Annotated in this window: 21 protein-coding genes; 11 read left to right on the top strand and 10 right to left on the bottom strand. The window is 70.8% G+C overall.

The annotated features are described in order from the left end of the window. Window positions 1–51 precede the first annotated feature (51 nt). Together sufB and FB563_RS25155 are read right to left on the bottom strand one after the other, a co-directional pair. The gene (gene sufB, locus FB563_RS25160) at window positions 52–1473 is read right to left on the bottom strand and encodes a Fe-S cluster assembly protein SufB (RefSeq protein WP_055707848.1); all 1422 of its coding nucleotides are present in this window, start codon (window positions 1471–1473) and stop codon (window positions 52–54) included. Further along, window positions 1470–2213 (bottom strand): helix-turn-helix transcriptional regulator, encoded by a 744-nt coding sequence (locus FB563_RS25155; RefSeq protein ID WP_055707847.1) that lies wholly within the window; start codon window positions 2211–2213, stop codon window positions 1470–1472. Before FB563_RS25155 ends, sufB begins: the two co-directional genes overlap by 4 nt. A 184-nt stretch (window positions 2214–2397) precedes the next feature. Between FB563_RS25155 and FB563_RS25150 the strand changes: the two genes are divergently transcribed. Genes FB563_RS25150 through FB563_RS25135 form a run of 4 tightly spaced genes read left to right on the top strand, consistent with a single transcriptional unit; the run spans window position 2398 to window position 5990 of the window. Further along, complete coding sequence (locus tag FB563_RS25150) at window positions 2398–3213, top strand: AAC(3) family N-acetyltransferase (RefSeq protein ID WP_055707846.1); 816 nt, start codon at window positions 2398–2400, stop codon at window positions 3211–3213. A 31-nt stretch (window positions 3214–3244) separates the two neighbouring features. Continuing rightward, window positions 3245–4168: an ABC transporter ATP-binding protein gene (locus FB563_RS25145; RefSeq protein WP_055707845.1), complete on the top strand. Its 924-nt coding sequence runs from the start codon at window positions 3245–3247 to the stop codon at window positions 4166–4168. A gap of 47 nt (window positions 4169–4215) precedes the next feature. Further along, entirely contained in the window at window positions 4216–4932 is a 717-nt protein-coding gene (locus FB563_RS25140; protein ID WP_055707844.1) for an ABC transporter permease, read from the top strand. Window positions 4933–4979: 47 nt separating this feature from the next. Next, window positions 4980–5990: a COX15/CtaA family protein gene (locus tag FB563_RS25135; RefSeq protein WP_055707843.1), complete on the top strand. Its 1011-nt coding sequence runs from the start codon at window positions 4980–4982 to the stop codon at window positions 5988–5990. A 1-nt stretch (window position 5991) separates the two neighbouring features. Here the strand turns inward: FB563_RS25135 and FB563_RS25130 are convergent, their stop codons facing one another. The 4 genes from FB563_RS25130 to FB563_RS25115 all read right to left on the bottom strand — a co-directional run bounded on the left by FB563_RS25130 (window position 5992) and on the right by FB563_RS25115 (window position 9329). After that, window positions 5992–6732 carry a nucleotidyltransferase domain-containing protein gene (locus FB563_RS25130; protein WP_055707842.1) on the bottom strand — a complete coding sequence of 247 codons (741 nt, stop codon included), beginning with the start codon at window positions 6730–6732 and terminating at the stop codon, window positions 5992–5994. A gap of 18 nt (window positions 6733–6750) precedes the next feature. Next, window positions 6751–7857 (bottom strand): amidohydrolase family protein, encoded by a 1107-nt coding sequence (locus FB563_RS25125; protein ID WP_055707841.1) that lies wholly within the window; start codon window positions 7855–7857, stop codon window positions 6751–6753. 87 nt (window positions 7858–7944) lie between these two features. Continuing rightward, window positions 7945–8265 (bottom strand): hypothetical protein, encoded by a 321-nt coding sequence (locus FB563_RS25120; protein WP_055707840.1) that lies wholly within the window; start codon window positions 8263–8265, stop codon window positions 7945–7947. Window positions 8266–8357: 92 nt separating this feature from the next. Next, window positions 8358–9329 (bottom strand): heme o synthase, encoded by a 972-nt coding sequence (locus FB563_RS25115; protein ID WP_234357854.1) that lies wholly within the window; start codon window positions 9327–9329, stop codon window positions 8358–8360. Window positions 9330–9716: 387 nt separating this feature from the next. On the opposite strand from FB563_RS25115, the gene tkt reads away from it, so the two are divergent. The 7 genes from tkt (at window position 9717) to FB563_RS25075 (ending at window position 17378) form a co-directional block, all read left to right on the top strand. Next, a complete protein-coding gene (tkt, locus tag FB563_RS25105) occupies window positions 9717–11804 on the top strand; it encodes a transketolase (RefSeq protein ID WP_055707838.1) in 2088 nt (695 codons plus the stop codon). Window positions 11805–11837: 33 nt separating this feature from the next. Continuing rightward, window positions 11838–12956 (top strand): transaldolase, encoded by a 1119-nt coding sequence (gene tal / locus FB563_RS25100; RefSeq protein WP_055707837.1) that lies wholly within the window; start codon window positions 11838–11840, stop codon window positions 12954–12956. 1 nt (window position 12957) lies between these two features. Beyond that, window positions 12958–14496 carry a glucose-6-phosphate dehydrogenase gene (gene zwf, locus FB563_RS25095; protein ID WP_055707836.1) on the top strand — a complete coding sequence of 513 codons (1539 nt, stop codon included), beginning with the start codon at window positions 12958–12960 and terminating at the stop codon, window positions 14494–14496. Further along, window positions 14493–15548: a glucose-6-phosphate dehydrogenase assembly protein OpcA gene (gene opcA / locus FB563_RS25090; protein ID WP_055707835.1), complete on the top strand. Its 1056-nt coding sequence runs from the start codon at window positions 14493–14495 to the stop codon at window positions 15546–15548. The genes zwf and opcA overlap by 4 nt, the downstream gene beginning before the upstream one ends. After that, window positions 15545–16327, top strand: a complete 783-nt coding sequence (gene pgl, locus FB563_RS25085; protein WP_055707834.1) for a 6-phosphogluconolactonase — start codon at window positions 15545–15547, stop codon at window positions 16325–16327. Before opcA ends, pgl begins: the two co-directional genes overlap by 4 nt. A gap of 125 nt (window positions 16328–16452) precedes the next feature. Continuing rightward, window positions 16453–16947, top strand: a complete 495-nt coding sequence (locus FB563_RS25080) for a lamin tail domain-containing protein (RefSeq protein ID WP_055707833.1) — start codon at window positions 16453–16455, stop codon at window positions 16945–16947. Beyond that, window positions 16947–17378, top strand: coding sequence for a hypothetical protein (locus FB563_RS25075; RefSeq protein ID WP_055707832.1), 432 nt, complete (start codon window positions 16947–16949; stop codon window positions 17376–17378). The genes FB563_RS25080 and FB563_RS25075 overlap by 1 nt, the downstream gene beginning before the upstream one ends. Before the next feature lie 15 nt (window positions 17379–17393). Here FB563_RS25075 and FB563_RS25070 read toward each other — a convergent pair whose 3' ends face one another. The 4 genes from FB563_RS25070 to FB563_RS25055 are packed head-to-tail and all read right to left on the bottom strand — an operon-like array spanning window position 17394 to window position 22587. Next, entirely contained in the window at window positions 17394–18233 is an 840-nt protein-coding gene (locus tag FB563_RS25070) for a carbohydrate ABC transporter permease (RefSeq protein ID WP_055707831.1), read from the bottom strand. Between the two features lie 10 nt (window positions 18234–18243). Continuing rightward, on the bottom strand, window positions 18244–19596 hold the full coding sequence (locus tag FB563_RS25065; RefSeq protein ID WP_055707830.1) for an ABC transporter permease: 1353 nt from the start codon (window positions 19594–19596) through the stop codon (window positions 18244–18246). Window positions 19597–19608: 12 nt separating this feature from the next. Beyond that, window positions 19609–20934: an ABC transporter substrate-binding protein gene (locus FB563_RS25060; protein WP_142218915.1), complete on the bottom strand. Its 1326-nt coding sequence runs from the start codon at window positions 20932–20934 to the stop codon at window positions 19609–19611. A gap of 42 nt (window positions 20935–20976) precedes the next feature. Next, entirely contained in the window at window positions 20977–22587 is a 1611-nt protein-coding gene (locus FB563_RS25055; RefSeq protein ID WP_208766309.1) for a glycoside hydrolase family 13 protein, read from the bottom strand. Window positions 22588–22607 lie beyond the last annotated feature (20 nt).

The raw sequence follows: 22607 nt of genomic DNA, 5'->3' as shown, positions 1-22607 counted from the left end.
GTAATGCTCGCTTTCTTACGGGTGGGCTTGACGGGGAGTGCGGACCGGTGATTAACCGACCGCGCCCTCCATCTGCAGCTCGATCAGCCGGTTGAGCTCCAGCGCGTACTCCATGGGCAGTTCCTTGGCGATCGGCTCGACGAAGCCGCGCACGATCATCGCCATGGCCTCGTCCTCGGACAGGCCGCGGCTCATCAGGTAGAAGAGCTGGTCCTCGGAGACCTTGGAGACGGTGGCCTCGTGGCCCATGGACACGTCGTCCTCGCGGACGTCGACGTACGGGTACGTGTCCGAGCGGGAGATCGTGTCGACCAGCAGCGCGTCGCACAGCACGTTGGACTTCGACCCGGCGGCGCCCTCGCCGATCTCGATCAGACCGCGGTAGGACGTACGACCGCCACCGCGCGCGACCGACTTGGAGACGATGTTGGACGAGGTGTTCGGCGCCATGTGGACCATCTTGGCGCCCGCGTCCTGGTGCTGCCCCTCGCCCGCGAAGGCGATGGACAGGGTCTCGCCCTTGGCGTGCTCGCCCATCAGGTAGACGGCCGGGTACTTCATCGTCACCTTGGAGCCGATGTTGCCGTCGATCCACTCCATGGTCGCGCCCTCGTAGGCCACGGCGCGCTTGGTGACCAGGTTGTAGACGTTGTTCGACCAGTTCTGGATGGTCGTGTAGCGGCAGCGGGCGTTCTTCTTGACGATGATCTCGACGACCGCGGAGTGCAGCGAGTCCGACTTGTAGATCGGCGCCGTACAACCCTCGACGTAGTGCACGTAGGCACCCTCGTCGACGATGATCAGGGTGCGCTCGAACTGGCCCATGTTCTCCGTGTTGATGCGGAAGTAGGCCTGGAGCGGGATCTCGACGTGGACGCCCTTCGGGACGTAGATGAAGGAGCCACCCGACCACACGGCGGTGTTCAGCGCGGCGAACTTGTTGTCACCGGCGGGGATGACGGTCCCGAAGTACTCCTTGAAGAGCTCCGGGTGCTCCTTCAGGGCGGTGTCGGTGTCGAGGAAGATGACGCCCTGCTCCTCCAGGTCCTCGCGGATCTGGTGGTAGACGACCTCCGACTCGTACTGCGCGGCGACACCGGCGACCAGGCGCTGCTTCTCGGCCTCCGGGATGCCCAGCTTGTCGTAGGTGTTCTTGATGTCCTCGGGCAGGTCCTCCCAGGACTCCGCCTGCTTCTCCGTGGAGCGCACGAAGTACTTGATGTTGTCGAAGTCGATGCCCGAGAGGTCGGAGCCCCAGTTCGGCATCGGCTTCTTCTCGAAGAGCTTCAGGCCCTTCAGGCGCAGCTTGGTCATCCACTCCGGCTCCGACTTCTTGCCGGAGATGTCGCGGACGACCTCCTCGCTGAGGCCGCGCCTGGCGGAGGCACCGGCCACGTCGGAGTCGGCCCAGCCGTATTCGTACTTGCCCAGGCCCTCGAGCTCAGGGTGGGCAGTCTCCGTGGGGAGAGTCATGCGGGGTTCCTCCCGGCCGTGCTTGCAGGTGCGTTGTCGCTGGTCTTGGAAATCTTGGGGATGAACGTCGTGCAGACGCCGTCGCCGTGCGCGATGGTCGCCAGTCGCTGGACGTGGGTACCCAGCAGCTCGGCGAAGACCTCCGTCTCCGCCTCGCACAGCTGGGGGAACTGTTCCGCGACATGGGCGACCGGGCAGTGGTGCTGGCACAGCTGCTCGCCGACCGGTGCGCTGCGCGCCGTAGCAGCGTACCCGTCCACGCTCAAGGCCCTGGCCAGCGCTTCGGCCCGCTTGTCCGGCGTGACCGCCTCGATCGCCTTGCGGTACGCGCTCGCCTGGGCGGCGATCCGGGCGCGGGCGAAGGCGGCGACCGCCTCGGGGCCGCCCCCCTGCTCGGCGATCCAGCGGAGGGCGTCCGCGGCGAGCTTGTCGTACGACTGGTCGAAGGCGTCCCGGCCGCAGTCGGTCAGCGCGAAGACCTTGGCGGGGCGGCCGCGGGTGCGCGCGCCGTACACGCGCTGCTCGCGGGCCTCCACCACGTTCTCGGCGACCAGGGCGTCCAGGTGGCGCCGGACGGCCGCCTGGGTCAGCCCCAGCCGGCCGGCGAGTTCGGCGACGGTCGACGGGCCGTGGTCCAGGATGGAGCGCGCGACGCGGTTGCGCGTGGAGCGCTCACCGGTCGCGAGTTCCTCCTGCGGGGCCCCCAGAGGGGCCTCCCGAGCCTCGCCGACGTTTTTCACAACGCCATTGTTGCGTAATTCTTCAGAGCCTGACAAGCGCCGTCCGGATCACCGGGCGGTGCCCTGCGTCACTTAGGCCTACCTAATCCGACCTGCGGAAACGATCTTTGATCGATCATTCGGAGCGGCCCTGAGCAGGCAATTCGGTGGCGCGCGGCGACCCCGTCCGGCAGACTCCCCCACCATGCCGACACCCCCTCCGACCGGCCCTCTCGTCACGCGGGACACCATTGCCACACAGCTCCGCCTTCTGGGTGTCGAGACCGGCGAGACCCTGCTCGTCCACTCCTCGCTCAGCTCGCTCGGCTGGGTCAACGGCGGCGCGGTCGCGGTCGTCCAGGGACTCCTCGACGCCCTCGGGCCCTCGGGCACGCTCGTCGTCCCCGCCCAGTCGGCCGACCTGTCGGACCCCGCGCTGTGGAGCAGGCCGCCCGTGCCCCGGGAGTGGTGGGACCGGATCCGGGCCACCATGCCGCCGTACGATCCGCTGATCACCCCCACCCGGGGCGTCGGCGTCATCCCCGAGACGGTACGGACCTGGCCGGGCGCCCTGCGCAGCGCGCATCCGCACACCTCGTTCGCGGCGCTCGGTCCACGGGCGCGGGAGATCACCGACGGCCACGCCCCCGACTGCCGGCTCGGCGAGCGCAGCCCGCTGGCCCGGCTGGAGAAGCTGGGCGCCCGGGTCCTGCTGCTCGGCGCGGGCTACGACGCCTGCACCGCCTTCCACCTCGCCGAGTACCGGATCCCCGCGCCCCTGGTCGACGTCGGACGGCCCGCGCCGGGCGGCGGCTGGGAGACGGTGAGGGAGGTGTCGATCACCTCCGACCGGTTCGCCGAGCTGGGCCACGACTTCGAACGGGACCGGCCCGTCGTGCGCGGGACGGTGGGCGCGGCCGGCGCACGGCTGTTCCCGGTGGCGGACGCCGTGGCCTACGCCGAGCGGTGGCTGCCGCTCCACCGTCCCCGTGAGGAGGACTTCCACCACCCCCGCGCCTGAGCGGCAAGCGGTCTCCCTAGACTCTGGACCCATGCGAAGTGAGCCTGTCGTCCAGGTCCGGGCCCTGGTGAAGCGGTACGGCACGAAGACCGCGGTGGACGGCCTCGACCTGGTGGCCGAAGCGGGCGTGACCGCCGTCCTCGGTCCCAACGGGGCGGGGAAGACGACCACGGTCGAGACCTGCGAGGGGTACCGGAAGCCGGATTCCGGCACGGTGCGCGTCCTGGGCCTCGACCCGGTGCGGCAGTCCGCCGAGCTGCGCCCCCGCATCGGCGTGATGCTCCAGTCCGGCGGCGTGTACTCCGGCGCCCGGGCGGACGAGATGCTGCGGCATGTCGCGAAGCTGCACGCGCACCCGCTGGACGTGGACGCGCTGATCGAGCGGCTGGGGCTCGGCTCCTGCGGGCGGACGAGCTACCGGCGGTTGTCCGGCGGCCAGCAGCAGCGGCTCGCGCTCGCCATGGCCGTCGTCGGGCGGCCGGAACTGGTGTTCCTGGACGAGCCGACGGCCGGCCTGGACCCGCAGGCCCGCCGGGCCACCTGGGACCTGGTGAAGGACCTGCGCGCCGACGGTGTCTCGGTGATCCTCACCACGCACTACATGGAAGAGGCGGAGCAGCTCGCCGACGCCGTGGCGATCATCGACGGCGGCCGGGTCATCGCCCAGGGCTCCCCGGAGGAGCTGTGCAAGGGGGGCGCCGAGAACACCCTGCGCTTCACCGGCCGCCCCGGTCTCGACGTGGGTTCCCTGCTGAAGGCCCTCCCGGCCGACTGCACGGCCGCCGAGCTCACCCCGGGCGCCTACCGGGTCGTCGGCAAGGTCGACCCGCAGCTGCTGGCCACGGTGACCTCCTGGTGCGCCCAGCACGGAGTGATGCCAGACCGGATCTCGGTGGAGCGGCACACGCTGGAGGACGTTTTTCTGGAGCTCACGGGCAAGGAGTTGCGGTCGTGACTGTTGGTACGTACGCCCCGAAGCCGGGTGCGGCGCCGCTCCCCCGCATGATCGCGGCCCAGGCGGCCCTGGAGACGAAGATGCTGCTGCGCAACGGCGAGCAGCTGCTGCTGACCGTGGTGATCCCGACCCTGCTGCTGGTGCTGTTCAGCTCGGTGGACATCGTGGACACCGGCAAGGGCAGGGCGGTGGACTTCCTCGCCCCCGGCATCCTGGCGCTCGCCGTGATGTCGACGGCGTTCACCGGGCAGGCCATCGCGACCGGCTTCGAGCGCCGCTACGGCGTGCTCAAGCGGCTCGCCTCCTCGCCGCTGCCGCGCTGGGGCCTGATGACCGCCAAGACGGCGTCCGTGCTGGTCACGGAGGTCCTGCAGGTGATCCTGCTGACGGTGATCGCGTTCGCGCTGGGCTGGTCCCCGCACGGAAACCCCGCCGCCGTGCTGCTCCTCCTCGTCCTCGGTACGGCCGCCTTCTCCGGTCTGGGACTGCTGATGGCGGGCACGCTGAAGGCGGAGGCGACCCTGGCCGCCGCCAACCTGGTCTTCCTGCTGCTCCTCGTCGGCGGCGGGGTCGTCGTGCCGCTGGACAGGTTCGGCCCGGCCGGGCAGCACGTCCTCGGCCTGCTGCCCATTTCCGCGCTGTCGGACGGCCTGCGGGACGTGCTCCAGCACGGCGCCGGGACGCCGTGGGGCGACCTGGGGATCCTCGCCGTGTGGGCGGTCGTGGGGCTGACCGCGGCCGGGAAGTTCTTCCGCTGGGAGTGAGCCGCCACGACGACCCTCGTGAAAGCGTGCACAAGCCGCGGCCTACGATGGTGGGCGTGCCCAAGCTGAACCCCGCCGACGCCGTAGCGGCCGTGCGCAACCCGCTCGCCTTCATCGCCGACCGCTGGACCCCGCAGCCCCGGACCGTCCAGCGGGCGGCCCTCGCCGCGCTCGTGATGTCGGTGGTCATCGTCGTCACCGGCGGCGCCGTCCGGCTGACCGGCTCCGGCCTCGGCTGCCCGACCTGGCCGGAGTGCACCGACGGCTCGCTGACGCCGACGACCGCGCTGAGCTACCACAGCGCGATCGAGTTCGGCAACCGGATGCTGACGTACGTGCTGTGCGCCGCGGTCGGCTGGGCGATCATCGCCGCGCGCTCCGAGAAGCCGTACCGGCGCAGCCTGACCCGGCTGGGCTGGGCGCAGTTCTGGCTGGTCATGGGCAACGCGATCCTCGGCGGCATCGTCGTGCTCGTGGGCCTCAACCCGTACACCGTCGCGGCCCACTTCCTGCTGGCCACGGCCCTGACCACGGTCGCCGCGGTGATGTGGCAGCGCACCCGCGAGGGCGACGAAGCGCCCCGGCCGCTGGTCGGCAAGGCCGTGCAGCAGCTGGTGTGGTTCCTGGTGGCCGCGTCCCTGCTGCTCATCGTCGCCGGCACGGTGGTGACCGGAGCCGGACCGCACGCGGGTGACTCCAGCGAGGTCAAGCGGATCCCCGTCGACTGGGAGACGGTGGCCAAGCTGCACGCGGTGCTCGCCTGGATCGTGGTGACGCTGACGTTCGCACTGTGGTTCGTGCTGAAGGCGGTGGACGCGCCGAAGGGGCCGCTCGCCCGCACCCGCGATCTCTTCCTGATCCTGCTCGGCCAGGGCGTGATCGGTTACGTGCAGTACTTCACGCACCTGCCCGGGCTGCTGGTGGGCCTCCACATGTTCGGCTCCTGCCTGGTGTGGATCGGCGTCCTGCGCATCCTGCTGGCGCTCCGCGAACGCCCCGGGGCCGCCCTCGACCTGCCCGGCCCCTCGGCCGAGGTTTCGGTGGGCACGCGCGCGTGAGTCACCCGTAGGTGCTGACCAGGGTGTCGATCGCCGGGGCGAGGTAGGCGCGGGTCAGCCCGGCGCGGCGGCCGAGCCAGTCGGCGGTGGCCGGGGCGGGATCGTCGTCGTAGCGCCGGCGGGTGATGTCCGCGACGAGTTCGGCGGGCGCGCCGAGCGAGGGCAGCTCGGCCAGCGCCTGTCGCTTCGAGATCAGCCGCCCGTCCCGCAGGGTCACGGTGGCCCGGGCGAAGGTCAGCAGGCCCGCGTCGACCCAGATGTCCTGCGTCCAGAGCCGGGCCCTGTCGACGTGGGGCCGCCAGAAGTCCCGCTGGTCCCGTACGACGAAGGTGCGCAGCTGCCGCTCCGGCACCGGCGGCAGCAGCCCGGCCGGCGGCTCGCCGTGCAGCACCCGCCCGAAGTCGTGCAGCTCGCGCCGGGTGACGGGGGTGACCGGGCGGCGCAGCACGCGTCCGTGTGCCCAGGTGAGGTGCGAGCGGTCCGGGTCCTCCAGGCCGGCCGGGGCGAGATAGCTGCAGTGGAGTTTCGCGGCGAGCGGCAGGGCGCGCAGCCTGCGGTGCAGGGCCACCACCCGTCGTACGGTCGCCAGGCGCACCGGGCCCGGCAGCACGGCGATCAGGTCGAGGTCGCTCCGGCCCTCCTGATAGTCACCGCCGGCGAGTGAGCCGTGCGCCCACAACGCGCGCGGTCGCAGGGGCAGCACTTCCTCCAGGAACCGGTCGAGCAGCGGTGCGGTCGGCATCCGCCCAGTCTGGACAGCTCATCCGAGTCCGTAAACCCGGCGCGCGTTGTCCGCCGCCACCATCCGGGCCACCCGCTGGGCGTCCTCCAGGGACCAGGCGCCCTCGGCGACCCAGGTGCCCAGGACCCGGCCCAGGGCCTCGCGGAACAGCCGGGCGCCCACGACGTGCAGCTCGGGCAGGGCGTGGGCGCCGGTGGAGAAGAGGATCTTGCCGAACGGGGCGAGCTCCAGGATCTCGGCGAGGACGGTGGCCGCACGGGCGCCGGTACGGACGAGCGCCGCGCCGGAGTCGGCGTAGACGTGCGGGAAGACACCGGCCAGATGGGCGGCGTGGCGGTGGTACGGGTAGCCGTGCAGCAGGATCAGGTCGGTACCCAGGCCGGCCGTGGCCCGCACGAAGTCGGTGAGCAGCACCGGGTCGGTACGGTCGATGCGGGTGCCCGGCTCGCCGAGCCCGGCGTGCAGCTGGAGCGGGCGGCCGGAGGCCACGGCGATCCACAGCAGGTGCCGGATCAGCACCGGGTCGGTGAGCGGCCCGCCGACGCGCCGCCCGGCCAGCCAGCGGCCCGCCGCGCCGCGCACCTCCCCCGGTTCCGGCGGCTCAGGAGCGAACGCCAGGCCGTGTCCCAGTCCCGCGACGGAGGTGAAGGCGACCGCGTGCGCGGCGGCGGCGTGCACCGACTCGGCGAGGTTGGCGAGGAAGGACTCGACGGTGCCGGAGGTGTCGGCGACCTGCTCCGCGAGCTGCTCCAGCCGCACGATCTCATGGGCGTCGGCGCCGCCCGCGGAGGCCAGCTCGGTGGGGCCGGTGAGGTCGCCGGGCAGGCCGGTGTCGACGAGGTAGGTGGTGATGCCGCTGCCGCGCAGCAGCCTGCGGCCCGCTTCCAGGACGCCCAGTTCCCGGCGCCGGGCCAGATAGCGGGCGGGCGGGCAGTGCGGCTCCAGGCCGAGCAGGGGCGGGCACCAGCGCCGTACGGCGAACCCCGTCTGGGTGTCGAAGAGGGTGGTGCCGGCAGCGGGCGGGCCCTCGGTGCGGGCCAGCTGGGCCTCGAAGGTGCCGAGGCCCAGCTCGGTGCGGAGCACTCCGTGGCAGTACTGGTCCACGAGGGACGGCGTTTCGATCATCCGGACTCCCCGTTGGACGCGTGCTGCCTCACACGTCCTAACGGGTGAACGGGCCGGAGGTCGCGGTCGGGGTTGGCTGCCCGACCGTCAGCCGCCCACCTGAATGCCGGCCATCCGCTTCCACTCGTACGAGCCCGTCTTCACCTTCGCCGCGAACTCGCCGTCGAAGGACTCGTGGACGGTGATGCCGGACTTCTCCACGGCCTTCTCGGCGATCTCCGTGCTGGGGGCCACCAGGTCGCCCCAGCCGCCGTCCTCGCCGACGAGGACGATGCGGGCGCCGCGTTCGCCGATGTAGGCCACCTGGCCCTCGGCGCCGCCGTGGGCCTTGGCGAAGGCGCTGATCCGGTGGGCGAGCCTGGCCGCCTTGCGCTCGGCCTTGGGGTCAACCTGCTGCGTGTCTGCCATGGCCAGGATGCTACTCGCGGGTAGATCAAAGGGCGACGGGAGGGGTGCGTGGCCTTGACCACGCACCCCTCCCGACCGGGAAGAAAGGGGTGTCAGCGCAGGAACGGGTCCACCGCGATCGCCACGAACAGCAGCGACACATAGGTGATCGACCAGTGGAACAGCCGCATCTCCTTCAGCTTCGCGCCCGTGACCTCGGCCTTGGCCCGGTTCTGCAGCCCGTGGGCCTCCCACAGCCACCAGCCGCCGGCGGCCAGCGCGACGGCCGTGTAGAACCAGCCGGTGTAGCCGAGCGGGGTGAGGAGCAGGGAGACGGCGACCATCACCCAGCTGTAGACGACGATCTGCCGGGCGACGACCTTGTTGGAGGCGATCACCGGGAGCATCGGCACGCCCACGCGCGCGTAGTCGTCCTTCACCTTCATGGACAGCGGCCAGTAGTGCGGCGGGGTCCAGAAGAAGATCACCATGAACAGGACGACCGGCGCCCAGGAGAGCGAGTCCGTCACGGCCGACCAGCCGATGAGCACCGGCATGCAGCCCGCGATGCCGCCCCACACGATGTTCTGCGACGTGCGCCGCTTGAGGATCATCGTGTAGACGACGACGTAGAAGAGGAGCGCGCCGAGGGACAGCCAGGCGGACAGCCAGTTGACGGTGAGGCCGAAGAGGAGAGTCGAGACGACCGCGAGGGTGATGCCGAAGGCGAGGCACTCGCGCGGGCTGACCATGCCGGTCACCAGCGGCCGCTGCGAGGTGCGGTCCATCAGGGCGTCGATGTCCCGGTCGATGTACATGTTCAGCGCGTTGGCGCCGCCCGCCGACAGATAGCCGCCGACGCAGGTCAGGAGGACCAGCCCGAGGTCGGGCACGCCCTGCTGTGCCAGGAACATCACCGGAACGGTGGTGATGAGCAGCAGCTCGATGATCCGCGGCTTGGTCAGAGCCACGAACGCCTTGACACGGGCCCCGAACGGCCGGTGAACCGGGCCCTGGCTCGCACCACCCAGCACGCCCGCTGGACGTGATTCGACGGCCGTCACGCACACCCCTGACAGAGACATCCCAGCGAGCCTCCCCGTGTGAAGTCGGGGTAAAGGGCTCGCGCGTACCACGCCACTTTAGACGTTGCCCATACCCCGGCCTTCGCGGGGGTGGGTCGTGTTGGCGGCCCCCCATGACAGGAGCCCCGGAGGAGCCCCATAAGAGGGGACACGGCACTCGATTGAGCGCTCAGATGACCGGCTCCGTATTCATGTGCCAAATGGCCTCTCGGCCAGTCGGGAGGCGGATCGTGCGGAGTCCCGGCAGTCTGGAATCACTCGAAAAAATGCACGTCCTCACAGGGGTAGGCTCGGCAACGGCCGGCGGGCGACAAGCACGCCGGCGGCCGGGTGGGCGTATGCCCCGAAGACCGGCGACCGACATGTGGAGAGGAGCCCTGACCCAGGGTGAGCACCAAGCCGACCACCACAGACCTTGAGTGGACCGACCTGGACCAGCGGGCCGTGGACACCGCCCGTGTCCTGGCCGCCGACGCCGTACAGAAGGTCGGCAACGGCCATCCCGGTACGGCGATGAGCCTGGCCCCGGCCGCCTACACCCTCTTCCAGAAGGTGATGCGGCACGACCCGGCCGACCCGCAGTGGGTCGGGCGCGACCGTTTCGTGCTGTCCGCCGGCCACTCGTCCCTGACCCTCTACACGCAGCTCTACCTGGCCGGTTTCGGCCTGGAGCTCGAGGACCTGGAGTCCTTCCGCACCTGGGGTTCGAAGACCCCGGGTCACCCGGAGTACGGGCACACCAAGGGCGTCGAGACCACCACCGGCCCGCTCGGCCAGGGTGTCGCCAACGCGGTGGGCATGGCGATGGCCGCCCGCTACGAGCGCGGTCTGTTCGACCCGGCGGCCCCGGTCGGCGAGTCGCCCTTCGACCACTTCGTCTACTGCATCGCCGGTGACGGCTGCCTGCAGGAGGGCATCTCCGCCGAGGCCTCCTCGCTGGCCGGTCACCAGAAGCTCGGCAACCTGATCCTGCTGTGGGACGACAACCACATCTCGATCGAGGGCGACACCGAGACGGCCGTCTCCGAGGACACCGTCAAGCGCTACGAGGCCTACGGCTGGCACGTGCAGCGCGTGGAGGCCCAGGACAACGGCGACCTGGACCCGGCCGCCATCTACGAGGCCATCCAGAAGGCCAAGGCGGTCACGGACAAGCCGTCCTTCATCGCGATGCGCTCGATCATCGCTTGGCCGGCCCCGAACGCCCAGAACACCGAGGCCGCGCACGGCTCGGCCCTGGGCGAGGAGGAGGTCGCGGCCACCAAGCGCGTCCTGGGCTTCGACCCCGAGAAGCACTTCCAGGTCGAGGACGAGGTGATCACCCACACCCGCAAGGCCCTGGAGCGCGGTGCGCAGGCGCGCGCCGAGTGGGAGAAGGCGCTGCAGGTGTGGCGGGACGACAACCCCGAGCGTGCCGCCGAGTTCGACCGCATCAGCAAGGGCGAGCTGCCCACCGGCTGGGAGGAGAAGATCCCGGTCTTCGAGCCGGGCAAGGGTGTCGCGACCCGTGCCGCCTCCGGCAAGGTGCTGCAGGCGCTCGGCGCGGTGATCCCCGAGCTGTGGGGCGGCTCCGCCGACCTCGCCGGGTCGAACAACACCACCATCGACAAGGAGAGCTCGTTCCTGCCCGCGGGCAACCCGCTCCCCGAGGCCAACCCGTACGGCCGCACCATCCACTTCGGCATCCGCGAGCACTCGATGGGCGCCGAGATGAACGGCATCGCGCTGCACGGCAACACCCGTGTCTACGGCGGTACGTTCCTCGTCTTCTCCGACTACATGCGCAACGCGGTGCGCCTGTCGGCCCTCATGCACCTGCCGGTGACGTACGTGTGGACGCACGACTCCATCGGCCTCGGCGAGGACGGCCCCACCCACCAGCCGGTCGAGCACCTGGCCTCGCTGCGCGCGATCCCCGGCCTGAACGTCGTCCGCCCGGCGGACGCCAACGAGACCGCGATCGCCTGGCGCGAGATCCTCAAGCGGTACACCAAGGAGTTCGGCAAGGGTCAGCCGCACGGTCTGGCGCTCACCCGCCAGGGCGTGCCGGTGTACGAGCCCGACGAGGACGCGGCCAGGGGTGGCTATGTCCTGTTCGAGGCCGACGGCGGCGAGCCGCAGGTGATCCTGATCGCCACCGGTTCCGAGGTGCACGTGGCCGTCGAGGCGCGTGAGCAGCTGCAGGCCGACGGCGTTCCGACGCGGGTCGTGTCGATGCCGTCCGTCGAGTGGTTCGAGGAGCAGGACCAGGGGTACCGGGACTCCGTGCTCCCGCCGTCCGTCCGGGCCCGTGTGGCCGTGGAGGCGGGCATCGGGCTGACCTGGTACCGCTACGTCGGGGACGCCGGCCGCATCGTTTCCCTGGAGCACTTCGGTGCTTCCGCCGATGGCAAGGTGCTCTTCCGCGAGTTCGGCTTCACTGCCGAGAACGTGGCCGCCAAGGCGCGGGAATCCCTCGCCGCCGCCCAGCGCTGACGCTCATATACGACACGTAGGAGATGTAATTCCATGACAGACGCACTCAAGCGCCTCTCCGAGGAAGGCGTCGCGATCTGGCTGGACGACCTGTCGCGCAAGCGGATCACGTCCGGCAACCTCGCCGAGCTGATCGACCAGCAGCACGTCGTGGGCGTCACCACCAACCCGACGATCTTCCAGAAGGCGATCAGCGGCGGCGACGGCTACGAGCAGCAGGTCGCGGACCTCGCCGCCCGCAAGGTCACCGTCGAAGAGGCCATCCGCATGATCACCACGGCGGACGTCCGTGACGCCGCCGACATCCTGCGCCCCGTCTTCGACGCCACCGGCGGCAAGGACGGCCGGGTCTCCATCGAGGTGGACCCGCGCCTGGCGCACAACACCAGGGCCACCGTCGCCGAGGCCAAGCAGCTGGCCTGGCTGGTGGACCGGCCCAACACCCTGATCAAGATCCCGGCCACCGAGGCGGGCCTGCCGGCGATCACCGAGACGATCGGCCTCGGCATCAGCGTCAACGTGACCCTGATCTTCTCCCTGGAGCGGTACCGGGCCGTCATGGACGCCTACCTCTCCGGCCTGGAGAAGGCCAGGGAGCGCGGCCTGGACATCTCGCTGATCCACTCCGTGGCGTCCTTCTTCGTGTCCCGCGTGGACACCGAGATCGACAAGCGCCTGGACGGCATCGGCACCGACGAGGCCAAGGCACTGCGCGGCAAGGCCGCCGTCGCCAACGCGCGCCTCGCCTACCAGGCGTACGAGGAGGTCTTCTCCTCGGACCGCTGGAGCGCGCTGGAGAACGCGGGCGCCAACAAGCAGCGTCCGCTGTGGGCGTCGACCGGTGTGAAGGACCCGGCGTACCCGGACACGCTGTACGTCACCGAGCTGGTCGCGCCGAACACGGTCAACACCATGCCGGAGGCCACGCTGGAGGCCACCGAGGACCACGGCGAGATCAGCGGCGACACCATCGCCGGCACCTACGAGCAGGCGCGTGCCGACCTCGACGCGCTGGAGAAGCTCGGCATCTCGTACGACGACGTCGTGCAGGTGCTGGAGGACGAGGGCGTCGAGAAGTTCGAGGCGTCCTGGAACGACCTGCTGAAGTCCACCCAGGCGGAGCTCGAGCGCCTCGCCCCTACGGAGGGCTGACTTGTCACCCGTTTCCGGTTCCGGAGCGAACCCGCTTCGTGACCCGGCCGACCGACGGCTCCCGCGCATCGCGGGGCCGTCCGGTCTGGTCATCTTCGGTGTCACGGGCGACCTGTCCCGCAAGAAGCTGATGCCCGCGGTGTACGACCTCGCCAACCGGGGTCTGCTGCCGCCGGGCTTCTCGCTGGTGGGCTTCGCCCGCCGCGAGTGGGCGAACGAGGACTTCGCGCAGGAGGTCCACGACGCCGTCAAGGCGCACGCCCGTACGCCGTTCCGCGAGGAGGTCTGGCAGCAGCTCATCCAGGGGATGCGCTTCGTCCAGGGCACCTTCGACGACGACGACGCGTTCGAGCGGCTGCGCTCCACCATCGAGGAGCTGGACAAGGCCCAGGGCACGGGCGGCAACTTCGCCTTCTACCTGTCGGTGCCGCCGCGCTCCTTCCCGGTCGTCATCCAGCAGCTGAAGAAGCACGGTCTCGCCGAGCAGTCGGGCGGTTCCTGGCGGCGCGCGGTCATCGAGAAGCCGTTCGGGCACGACCTGAAGTCGGCCGAGGAACTGAACAAGGTCGTGCACGAGGTGTTCGAGCCGGACCAGGTGTTCCGGATCGACCACTACCTCGGCAAGGAGACCGTCCAGAACATCCTGGCGCTGCGGTTCGCCAACACCATGTTCGAGCCGATCTGGAACCGGTCCTTCGTGGACCATGTGCAGATCACCATGGCCGAGGACATCGGCATCGGCGGCCGGGCCGGCTACTACGACGGCATCGGCGCCGCCCGTGACGTCATCCAGAACCACCTGCTGCAGCTCATGGCCCTGACGGCCATGGAGGAGCCCGCCTCCTTCGACGCGTCCGCGCTGGCCGCGGAGAAGGAGAAGGTGCTGGGCGCCGTACGGCTGCCCAAGGACCTGGGCCGCAGCACGGTGCGCGGGCAGTACGCGGCCGGCTGGCAGGGCGGCGAGAAGGTCATCGGCTACCTCGAAGAGGACGGCATCGACCCGAAGTCGAAGACCGACACCTACGCGGCGATCAAGCTGGAGGTGGACAATCGCCGCTGGGCGGGTGTGCCGTTCTACCTGCGCACGGGCAAGCGCCTCGGCCGCCGGGTGACGGAGATCGCCGTGGTCTTCCAGCGGGCCCCGCACTCCCCCTTCGACACCACGGCGACGGAGGAACTGGGCCAGAACGCGATCGTGATCCGCGTCCAGCCGGACGAGGGCGTGACCGTGCGGTTCGGTTCGAAGGTGCCGGGCACCTCGATGGAGATCCGGGACGTCTCCATGGACTTCGCCTACGGCGAGTCCTTCACCGAGTCCAGCCCGGAGGCGTACGAACGCCTGATCCTGGACGTGCTGCTGGGCGACGCCAACCTGTTCCCGCGCACGGAGGAGGTCGAGCTGTCCTGGAAGATCCTCGACCCGATCGAGGAGTACTGGGACAAGCACGGCAGGCCCGCGCAGTACCCGTCGGGCACCTGGGGTCCCGCCGAGGCGGACGAGATGCTCGCACGAGACGGACGGAGCTGGCGCCGGCCATGAAGATAGACCTGACCGACACCACCGCCGGCGACATCAACAAGGCGCTCGTGCAGGGCCGCCGGGCCATCGGCACCCCCGCCGTGGGCATGGTCCTGACCCTCGTCATCGTCACCGACGAGGAGAACGCCTACGACGCGCTGAAGGCCGCCAACGACGCCTCGCGCGAGCACCCCTCGCGCACGCTGGTGGTCATCAAGCGGGTCTCCCGCACCCCGCGCGACCGCACCTCCTCGCGTCTCGACGCCGAGGTGCGGGTGGGCGCGGACGCGGGCACCGGCGAGACGGTCGTGCTCCGGCTGTACGGCGAGGTCGTGGGCCACGCCGACTCGGTCGTGCTGCCGCTGCTGCTGCCGGACGCGCCGGTGGTCGTGTGGTGGCCGGTGAACGCCCCGCTGGATCCGGCGAAGGACCCGCTGGGCGCGCTCGCCCAGCGCCGGGTCACCGACACCTACACCGCCGAGCAGCCGGTGCGGGAGCTGTCCGCGCGCGCCGAGGCCTACACGCCGGGCGACACCGACCTGTCCTGGACCCGGATCACGCCGTGGCGTTCGATGCTGGCGGCCGCCCTGGACCAGGTCACCTGCGAGGTGACGGCCGTCGAGGTGGAGGGCGAGGAGTTCAACCCGAGCTGTGAGCTGCTGGCGATGTGGCTCGCGGACCGGCTGGACGTACCGGTGAAGCGCTCGCTGTCGGGCGGCCCGGGGCTCACCGCGGTCCGCATGGACACGAGCTGCGGCCCGATCGTCCTGGACCGCGCGGACGGCACGCTGGCCACGCTGTCCATCGAGGGCCAGCCGGCCCGCGCGGTGGCGCTGAAACGGCGGGAGACCGCCGAGCTGATCGCGGAGGAGCTGCGCCGGCTCGACCCGGACGACACCTACGCGTCGGCGCTGCGCTACGGCGTGGAGCGGCTGAACACGGTTCCGGAGCAGGCAGGCCAGGAGCCGGTCGCCGAGCCGGAGCCCGTGGAGGAGGCGGTCAAGGCGCCGGGCAAGAAGGCGGCGGCCAGGACCGCGAAGAAGGCACCGGCGAGGAAGGCGGCGGCGAAGTGAGCACTCCGCAGCTGGTCGTCCACCGCGACAAGGACCTGATGGCGCAGGCCGCCGCGGCCCGCCTGATCACGAAGATCGTGGACGCGCAGGCCTCCCGGGGCACCGCGTCCGTGGTCCTCACGGGCGGCCGCAACGGCAACGGCCTGCTGGCCGCGCTGGCGGCGGCCCCGGCCCGGGACGCCATCGACTGGGGCCGGCTCGACCTGTGGTGGGGCGACGAGCGCTACCTGCCCGAGGGCGACCCCGAGCGCAATGTGACGCAGGCCCGCGAGGCCCTGCTCGACTCCGTCCCGCTGGATCCGGAGCGCGTGCACGCCATGCCCGCCTCCGACGGCCCGTACGGCACGGACGTCGGCGCGGCGGCGGAGGCGTACGCGGCGGAGCTGGCGAAGGCGGCCGGGCCGGAGAACCACGGCTCGGTGCCGACCTTCGACGTCCTGATGCTGGGCGTCGGCCCGGACACCCACGTGGCCTCCCTGTTCCCGGAGCATCCGGGGGTCCGGGAGACGGAACGCACGGTGATCGGCGTGCACGGCGCGCCCAAGCCCCCGCCGACCCGGATCTCCCTCACCCTCCCGGCGATCCGTTCGGCCCGGGAGGTCTGGCTGCTCGCGGCCGGGGCGGACAAGGCGGAGGCCACGGCCATCGCCCTGTCGGGCGCGGGCGAGATCCAGGCCCCGGCGGCGGGTGCGTACGGCCGCTCCCGCACCCTGTGGCTGCTGGACTCGGCCGCGGCTTCGCAGTTGCCGAGGTCGCTGTATCCGCCGGCTTCGCCGTGAACCGCTGAACCACTGAGGTCCCCCCTCAACGGAGCTTCACATTTTCTGCACGGAATATCCGTGCAACCGTCAACTTTTGTGTAGGCTCCTGCCGCTGAATCGCACCACCGAGGGGGGACCTCATCATGCGTATACGTTTCGCGCTGGCCACCGCTGTCACGGCCGGCACGCTCGCCGTCGTCGTCGCCGCGCCGGCCCAGGCCACCGAGTACTCCTCCGCCCTGAAGATCAAGGGCGTCCAGTACGACGCCCCGGGGCGGGACTCCAACAACTGCCGTACCGGCAACACCCGCGACGAGTACCTGACGATCAAGAACTACTCGCGCAGCACGACCGTCAACCTCAAGGGCTACGTCGTCAAGGACGCCGCCGGGAACCGGTTCACGTTCCCCTCGAACCACTACCTCGAGCCCGGCGACTACGTGAAGCTGCGCGGCGGCCACGGCACCGACTCGGACGCGAACAACGTCGTCTACCGCCAGAACTGCAACTTCATGTGGAACAACGACGGGGACACCATCTACCTGTACAAGCCGTCCGGCGCCCACGCGGACACCCACGCCTACACCAGGTCCCGTGACGACCGGGACGGCAACGGCTACATCACCTTCCACGGCTGATGCCCCGCCGAACCAGGAGGGTGCGGCTGTGGGCCGCCTGCGTCGCGCTGCTGGCCGCCGGCGCGGCCGGCTGTGGCCAGTCCACGCACGACAGCGCGGCCAAGGCGTCGGCACCGCCGCCGCGGCCCACCGTGACCGTCACGGCCACGACCACCGTGACCGCCCGGCCGGAGCCCGGGCCGACGGTCACCAGGACGAAGACCGTCAGAACGCCCGGACCGACCGTCACCGTCACCAAGGCCGCCTCCGGCACGGTGCGCAGTGACGGCACCGGCACCGGCACCTGTTCCATCGTCTCCAACGCGGGCAACTGCTACCGGGCGGGCCAGTTCTGCCGCAGCGGCGACCACGGGGCGACGACCACCGACGCGGCCGGCACGACGATCACGTGCTCGTACAGCGGCAGCGCCTGGCGCTGGACGTACGCGTGAGCCCAGCGGGCTCGGTCACTTGACCGAGCCCGCCATCACGCCCTGGACGAAGTGCCGCTGGAAGGCGAAGAACACCACCACCGGCACGATCAGGGACAGGAACGCGCCCGGGGCCAGGACGTCGATATTGCTGCCGAACTGGCGGATCTGGGACTGGAGTTCCACGGTCAGCGGCTGGGAGGAACTGTCGGCGAACAGCAGGGCGACCAGCATGTCGTTCCAGACCCACAGGAACTGGAAGATCGCGAGCGAGGCGATCGCGGGACGCCCCACCGGCAGGACCAGGCGCGTGAAGATGCGCCACTCGCTGCCGCCGTCCATCCGGGCCGCCTCCAGCATCTCCTTCGGCATCTCCGCGAAGTAGTTGCGCAGCAGGAACACGGCGAAGGGCAGGCCGTAGGCCACGTGGAAGAGGACCACGCCGGGGATCGTGCCGAACAGGCCCAGCGCGCCGAAGAGTTTGGCCACCGGCAGCAGGCCGATCTGGACCGGCACCACCAACAGGGCCACCACCAGCAGGAAGAGGGGCTCCCGCAGCGGGAAGTCCAGCCAGGCGAAGGCGTATCCGGCGAGGGCGGCGATGACCACGACGAGCGTCGTGGCCGGCACCGAGATCAGCACCGTGTTCCAGAAGGCCTGCGTCATGCCGGAGTTCTTCAGCAGCGCCGAGTAGTTGTCGAAGGACAGCTGGCCGGGGCTGGTGAGCGCCGTCCACCAGCCGCCCTTCGCGGTGTCCTGCGCCGAGCGCAGGGAGGACACGAAGAGGCCTGCGAGCGGGGTCAGCCAGACCAGGCCGATCACCACCAGGAAGGCCTGCACCAGGCCGTTGCCCAGGCCCCGCCTGATCGCGTTCATCGCTGACTCCTCATCGTTGACTGTTGCGGAAGCGGCGGACGTTGAAGACCATCGCGGGAATCACCAGCAGCAGGAGCAGCACGCCGAGGGCGCTGCCGAGGCCCTGGTTGTTGCCGCCGCCGAAGGACACGAGCCACATCTGGGTGGCGAGCACGGTGGCGTCCTCCTGCACCGGTCCGGGCGCGATGATGTAGACGAGGTCGAAGACCTTCATCACGTTGATGACGAGGGTCACGAAGACGACCGTCAGCACGGGGGCCAGCAGCGGCACGGTGATCCTGCGGAAGATCTGCCACTCGTTCGCGCCGTCCATCCGGGCCGCCTCCAGGGCGTCCCGGGGCAGGGCCGCGAGACCCGCGCCGATCAGCACCATCGCGAAGCCGGTCCAGATCCACAGGTACGCGCCGATGATCGCCGGGGTGACGAGGGCCGGGCCGAGCCAGGAGACGCCCTGGTACGGCGGGGCGAAGTTGGACCCGGGAAGTCTCACCGTGTACGAGCCCGCGCGCAGCCCGGAGAAGCGGAAGGAGCCGTCGGCCGCGGTGGTCGCGCTCGCGACCGTGCTGCCGTCGCGCACCGCCTGGACCTTCATGCCGGGCAGGCCGCTCTCCTTCGGGTCGACCTTGCCCTGCCTGCCTCCGCCGCCGGGGGTGAAGTCGAGGTAGACGACCCCGCGCAGCTCGCCGGGCGCCGCCTTGCGCGCGGCCGCCGCGGCAGCGGGCTCGGCGCCCTTGGGCAGGTCCTTGGGCAGCACGCCGACCATCGGAAGGGCCACCGAGTGGCCGGCGGAGGCGGTCGTACGGTACGAGCCGTCCCGGTCCTGGGTCAGCAGGCCCTGGCGGCCGCGCGCCGTCGGGTACGACGACGTGCCCTCGAAGGCATCGTGCACGGAGACCACGGCCGCGTTCAGGACGCCCTTGTTCGGGTCCTCGTCGTAGGCCAGCCGGAAGATGATGCCGGCGGCCAGGAAGGACACCGCCATCGGCATGAACAGCAGCAGCTTGAAGGCGGTGGCCCAGCGGACCTTCTCGACCAGCACGGCCAGGATCAGGCCGAGGCCGGTCAGCAGGGCCGGGGCGACCACCACCCAGATGGCGGTGTTGCGGATGGCCTTCAGGGTCGCCGGGTCGCGGAACATCTCGGCGTAGTTGCCGCCGCCGACGAACCGGGTGCCGGAGGCGTCGAAGAAGCTGCGGCCGACGGAGAACAGCACCGGGTAGACGACGAGCGCGCCGAGCAGGAGCAGCGCGGGGAAGACGAAGAGCAGGGCGATCAGCCGGGCGCGCCGCCGGCTGCGGCGCCCGCGCGCCGCGCCGGCGGCCCGCGGGCCCGCCTGCTGTTTCACGAGAGCGGTGGCGGTCATGATGGCTGCCGCTCAGCCCTGGTAGGCCTTGGCCGCGGCGGCTTCCAGCTTCGCCGCGGTGCCCTTCGGGTCCGACGGGTCGCGCAGGAAGTCCTGGAGCAGCTTCCACTCGCCGGCGCCCTTGGTGCCGCCGAAGGCCGCCGGGGCCTGGTCGGACATGTCGAAGCGGACCGAGTCGCCCGCGTCGATCAGGGACTTGGCGGTGGCGCGGGTGACGTCGTCGCCGTAGGAGGCCGGGTCGAGCTTCTTGTTCGGGGACAGGAAGCCGCCCGCCTTCGCCCACACGGCCGCGGCCTCCGGGGTGGCCAGGTACTCCAGGAGTTTCATGCCGGCCTTGGCGTTCTTGCCGTCCTTGAGGACGACCGCCGCGTCGCCGCCGCTGACGACGGGTGCCGTGCCGCCGTCGACCGCCGGGAACGGGAAGAAGTCGGCGTCCTTGCCGATGGTCTTGCCGAACTGGTCGTGCGCGACTCCGCCCACGAAGTCGCCCTCGTAGACCATGCCGGCCTCGGGCTTGGGTCCGAACACCTTCTCCACCGAGCTGGGGAAGTCGGTGTTCAGGGCCTCCTTCTGGCCGCCAGCGATCAGCTGCTTGTCCTTGAACAGCTTGCCGAGCGTCCCCAGCGCCTTGACCACGCTCGCGTCGGTCCACTTCAGCTTGTGCGCGGCGAGGGCGTCGTACTTCTCGGGTCCGGCCTGGGAGAGGTAGATGTTCTCGAACCAGTCGGTGAGGGTCCAGCCGTCCTCTCCGCCGACGGCGAAGGCCGCGAGCCCGGAGTCGGAGACGGTGTGGCCGGCCTTCAGCATCTCGTCGTACGTCTTCGGCGGCTTGACCCCGGCCTGGGAGAGCGCGCCGGGGCTGTACCAGACGGTGGACTTGTGGGCGGCCTTGAAGTACAGGCCGTACAGGGTGCCGTCGACGCTGCCGTACTTCTTCCACACGGGCGCGTAGTCGGCGGTGATCGTCGCCTGCGCCGTCGGGGACAGCGGCTTGAGCCAGCCCTTCTTCGCGAACTGGTCGAGCACGCCGACCTGCGGGACCATCACGACGTCGGGCGCGTTGCCGCCCTCGATCTTGCTGCCGACGACGGTGGAGACGTTGTCGCCGGTGGAGATGAACTGCGTCTTGGCGCCGGTCTTCGCGGTGAAGGCGTCCAGCACCTTCTGGAAGTTCTTCTGTTCGCTGCCGGTCCAGACACCGGCCACGGTGACCGTCTGGCCGCTGAGCGCCTTGTCACCGCCGCCGGCCGAGACGGGCCCGCCGCCGCAGGCGGTCGCGCCGAGCGCCAGGGCGAGGGCGGTGCAGCTGGTGAGCAGGGTGGTACGTCGTCGCATCATCGTTGATGTCCCTTCGGGGAGGTGAGGTGACGGTGTCGGGGGTCAGAGATCGCTGAGCCACCAGGCGGCCGTGGCGCCGGGCAGGACGCCGGCCGGGCAGGGGCCGCTGGACAGCAGGGGGGTGCCGGAGACCGGGGCGGGCGTGGGGGCCGTACCGAAGTTGACGGCGCAGACCAGGCCGTCGCCGCGGGTGAAGGCGAGGACGCCGGGCGGGGACTCCAGCCAGTGCAGCGTTCCCTCGCCCAACTGGGGCAGAGAGTGCCGGAGTTGGAGGCCGTCGCGGTACAGGTGCCAGAAGGAGCGGGTGTCGGCGAGGGCGCGGTCGGTGGCGTACTCGGCGAAGTAGTCGGGCTGCGGGAGCCAGGGCTTGGCGCCCTCCACGCCGGAGGTGAAGCCGAACGGGGAGGCCTGTCCGGACCAGGGCAGCGGCACCCGGCAGCCGTCGCGGATGCGGGCGCGGCTGCCGGTGCGGCGGAATATCGGGTCGGTGAGGACGTCGTCGGGCAGGTCGACGACCTCGGGCAGACCCAGCTCCTCGCCCTGGTAGATGTACGCGGCTCCGGGCAGCGCCAGCATCAGCAGGGCCGCGGCGCGGGCGCGGGCGGCGCCGAGTCCGCTGCCCTCGGGGGCGGGTTCGCCGTAGCGGGTGACGGTGCGGACCTGGTCGTGGTTGTTGAGCACCCAGGTGACCGTGGAGCCGGTGCCGGCGATGTCCTGCATGGCCTCGGAGATGACCTTGCGGAAGGCGTCGGCGTCCCAGGGGGCGCCGAGCAGGTCGAAGAAGAAGGCCTGGTGGAGTTCGTCCGGGCGGACGTACAGGGCGTGTTCGCGGGCGGTGGGGACGGAGACCTCGCCGACGAGGAGGCGTTCACGGCCGTCGCGGGCCGTGTACTCCTCGCAGGTCGCGCGCCACTGCCGCCACACCTCGTGCACCTCGGGCTGGTTCCAGGCGAGCGGGTTGACCGAGTCGCGGGTGCGGGCGTCGGCCTCCGGGTCGTCGGAGTCGGGCAGTTCGGGGTGCTTGTAGAGGCCGGCGGCGACGTCGATGCGGAAGCCGTCGACGCCACGGTCGAGCCAGAAGCGCAGGACGCGGTCGAACTCGGCGGCGACCTCGGGGGTGCGCCAGTTCCAGTCGGGCTGCTCGGGCGTGAACATGTGCAGGTACCACTGGCCGTCGCCGACCCGGGTCCAGGCCGGGCCGCCGAACATCGCGTGCCAGTTGTTGGGCGGCTCGGCACCGTCCGGGCCGCGGCCGTCGGCGAAGTGGAAGCGGGCGCGGGCCGGGCTGCCGGGCGCGCTGTCGAGCGCCTCGCGGAACCACGGGTGCTCGCTGGAGCAGTGGTTGGGCACGATGTCCAGGAGCACCTTGATGCCGAGCCGGTGCGCGGCCGCCATCAGCAGGTCGAACTCGGCGAGGTCGCCGAAGAGCGGGTCGACCCCGCAGTAGTCGGCCACGTCGTAGCCGTGGTCGTGCTGGGGCGAGGGGTAGAACGGGCTCAGCCAGATCCCGTCGACGCCCAGCTTCTTCAGATACGGCAGCCCGGCCCGGACGCCGGCCAGATCGCCGATGCCGTCGCCGGTGCTGTCGAGAAAGCTGCGGACGTAGACCTGGTAGATCACCGCGTCACGCCACCAGTGGTACTTACTCAGCATGCATGCATGTTAGGTAGGCG

It is taken from the genome of Streptomyces puniciscabiei (assembly GCF_006715785.1).
Classification (GTDB): Bacteria; Actinomycetota; Actinomycetes; order Streptomycetales; family Streptomycetaceae; genus Streptomyces; species Streptomyces puniciscabiei.
This window is presented reverse-complemented; position numbering and strand designations above follow the sequence as displayed.

Coding starts and splice junctions, on each gene's coding strand:
- opcA (WP_055707835.1), top strand. CDS start 14,493: ATGAAGATAGACCTGACCGACACCACCGCCGGCGACATCAACAAGGCG.
- FB563_RS25130 (WP_055707842.1), bottom strand. CDS start 6,732: ATGCCGACCGCACCGCTGCTCGACCGGTTCCTGGAGGAAGTGCTGCCC.
- FB563_RS25140 (WP_055707844.1), top strand. CDS start 4,216: ATGATCGCGGCCCAGGCGGCCCTGGAGACGAAGATGCTGCTGCGCAAC.
- FB563_RS25060 (WP_142218915.1), bottom strand. CDS start 20,934: ATGATGCGACGACGTACCACCCTGCTCACCAGCTGCACCGCCCTCGCC.
- FB563_RS25055 (WP_208766309.1), bottom strand. CDS start 22,587: ATGCTGAGTAAGTACCACTGGTGGCGTGACGCGGTGATCTACCAGGTC.
- FB563_RS25150 (WP_055707846.1), top strand. CDS start 2,398: ATGCCGACACCCCCTCCGACCGGCCCTCTCGTCACGCGGGACACCATT.
- FB563_RS25075 (WP_055707832.1), top strand. CDS start 16,947: ATGCCCCGCCGAACCAGGAGGGTGCGGCTGTGGGCCGCCTGCGTCGCG.
- FB563_RS25115 (WP_234357854.1), bottom strand. CDS start 9,329: ATGTCTCTGTCAGGGGTGTGCGTGACGGCCGTCGAATCACGTCCAGCG.
- FB563_RS25145 (WP_055707845.1), top strand. CDS start 3,245: ATGCGAAGTGAGCCTGTCGTCCAGGTCCGGGCCCTGGTGAAGCGGTAC.
- FB563_RS25080 (WP_055707833.1), top strand. CDS start 16,453: ATGCGTATACGTTTCGCGCTGGCCACCGCTGTCACGGCCGGCACGCTC.
- FB563_RS25065 (WP_055707830.1), bottom strand. CDS start 19,596: ATGACCGCCACCGCTCTCGTGAAACAGCAGGCGGGCCCGCGGGCCGCC.
- FB563_RS25120 (WP_055707840.1), bottom strand. CDS start 8,265: ATGGCAGACACGCAGCAGGTTGACCCCAAGGCCGAGCGCAAGGCGGCC.
- sufB (WP_055707848.1), bottom strand. CDS start 1,473: ATGACTCTCCCCACGGAGACTGCCCACCCTGAGCTCGAGGGCCTGGGC.
- FB563_RS25125 (WP_055707841.1), bottom strand. CDS start 7,857: ATGATCGAAACGCCGTCCCTCGTGGACCAGTACTGCCACGGAGTGCTC.
- FB563_RS25135 (WP_055707843.1), top strand. CDS start 4,980: ATGGTGGGCGTGCCCAAGCTGAACCCCGCCGACGCCGTAGCGGCCGTG.
- tal (WP_055707837.1), top strand. CDS start 11,838: ATGACAGACGCACTCAAGCGCCTCTCCGAGGAAGGCGTCGCGATCTGG.
- FB563_RS25070 (WP_055707831.1), bottom strand. CDS start 18,233: ATGAACGCGATCAGGCGGGGCCTGGGCAACGGCCTGGTGCAGGCCTTC.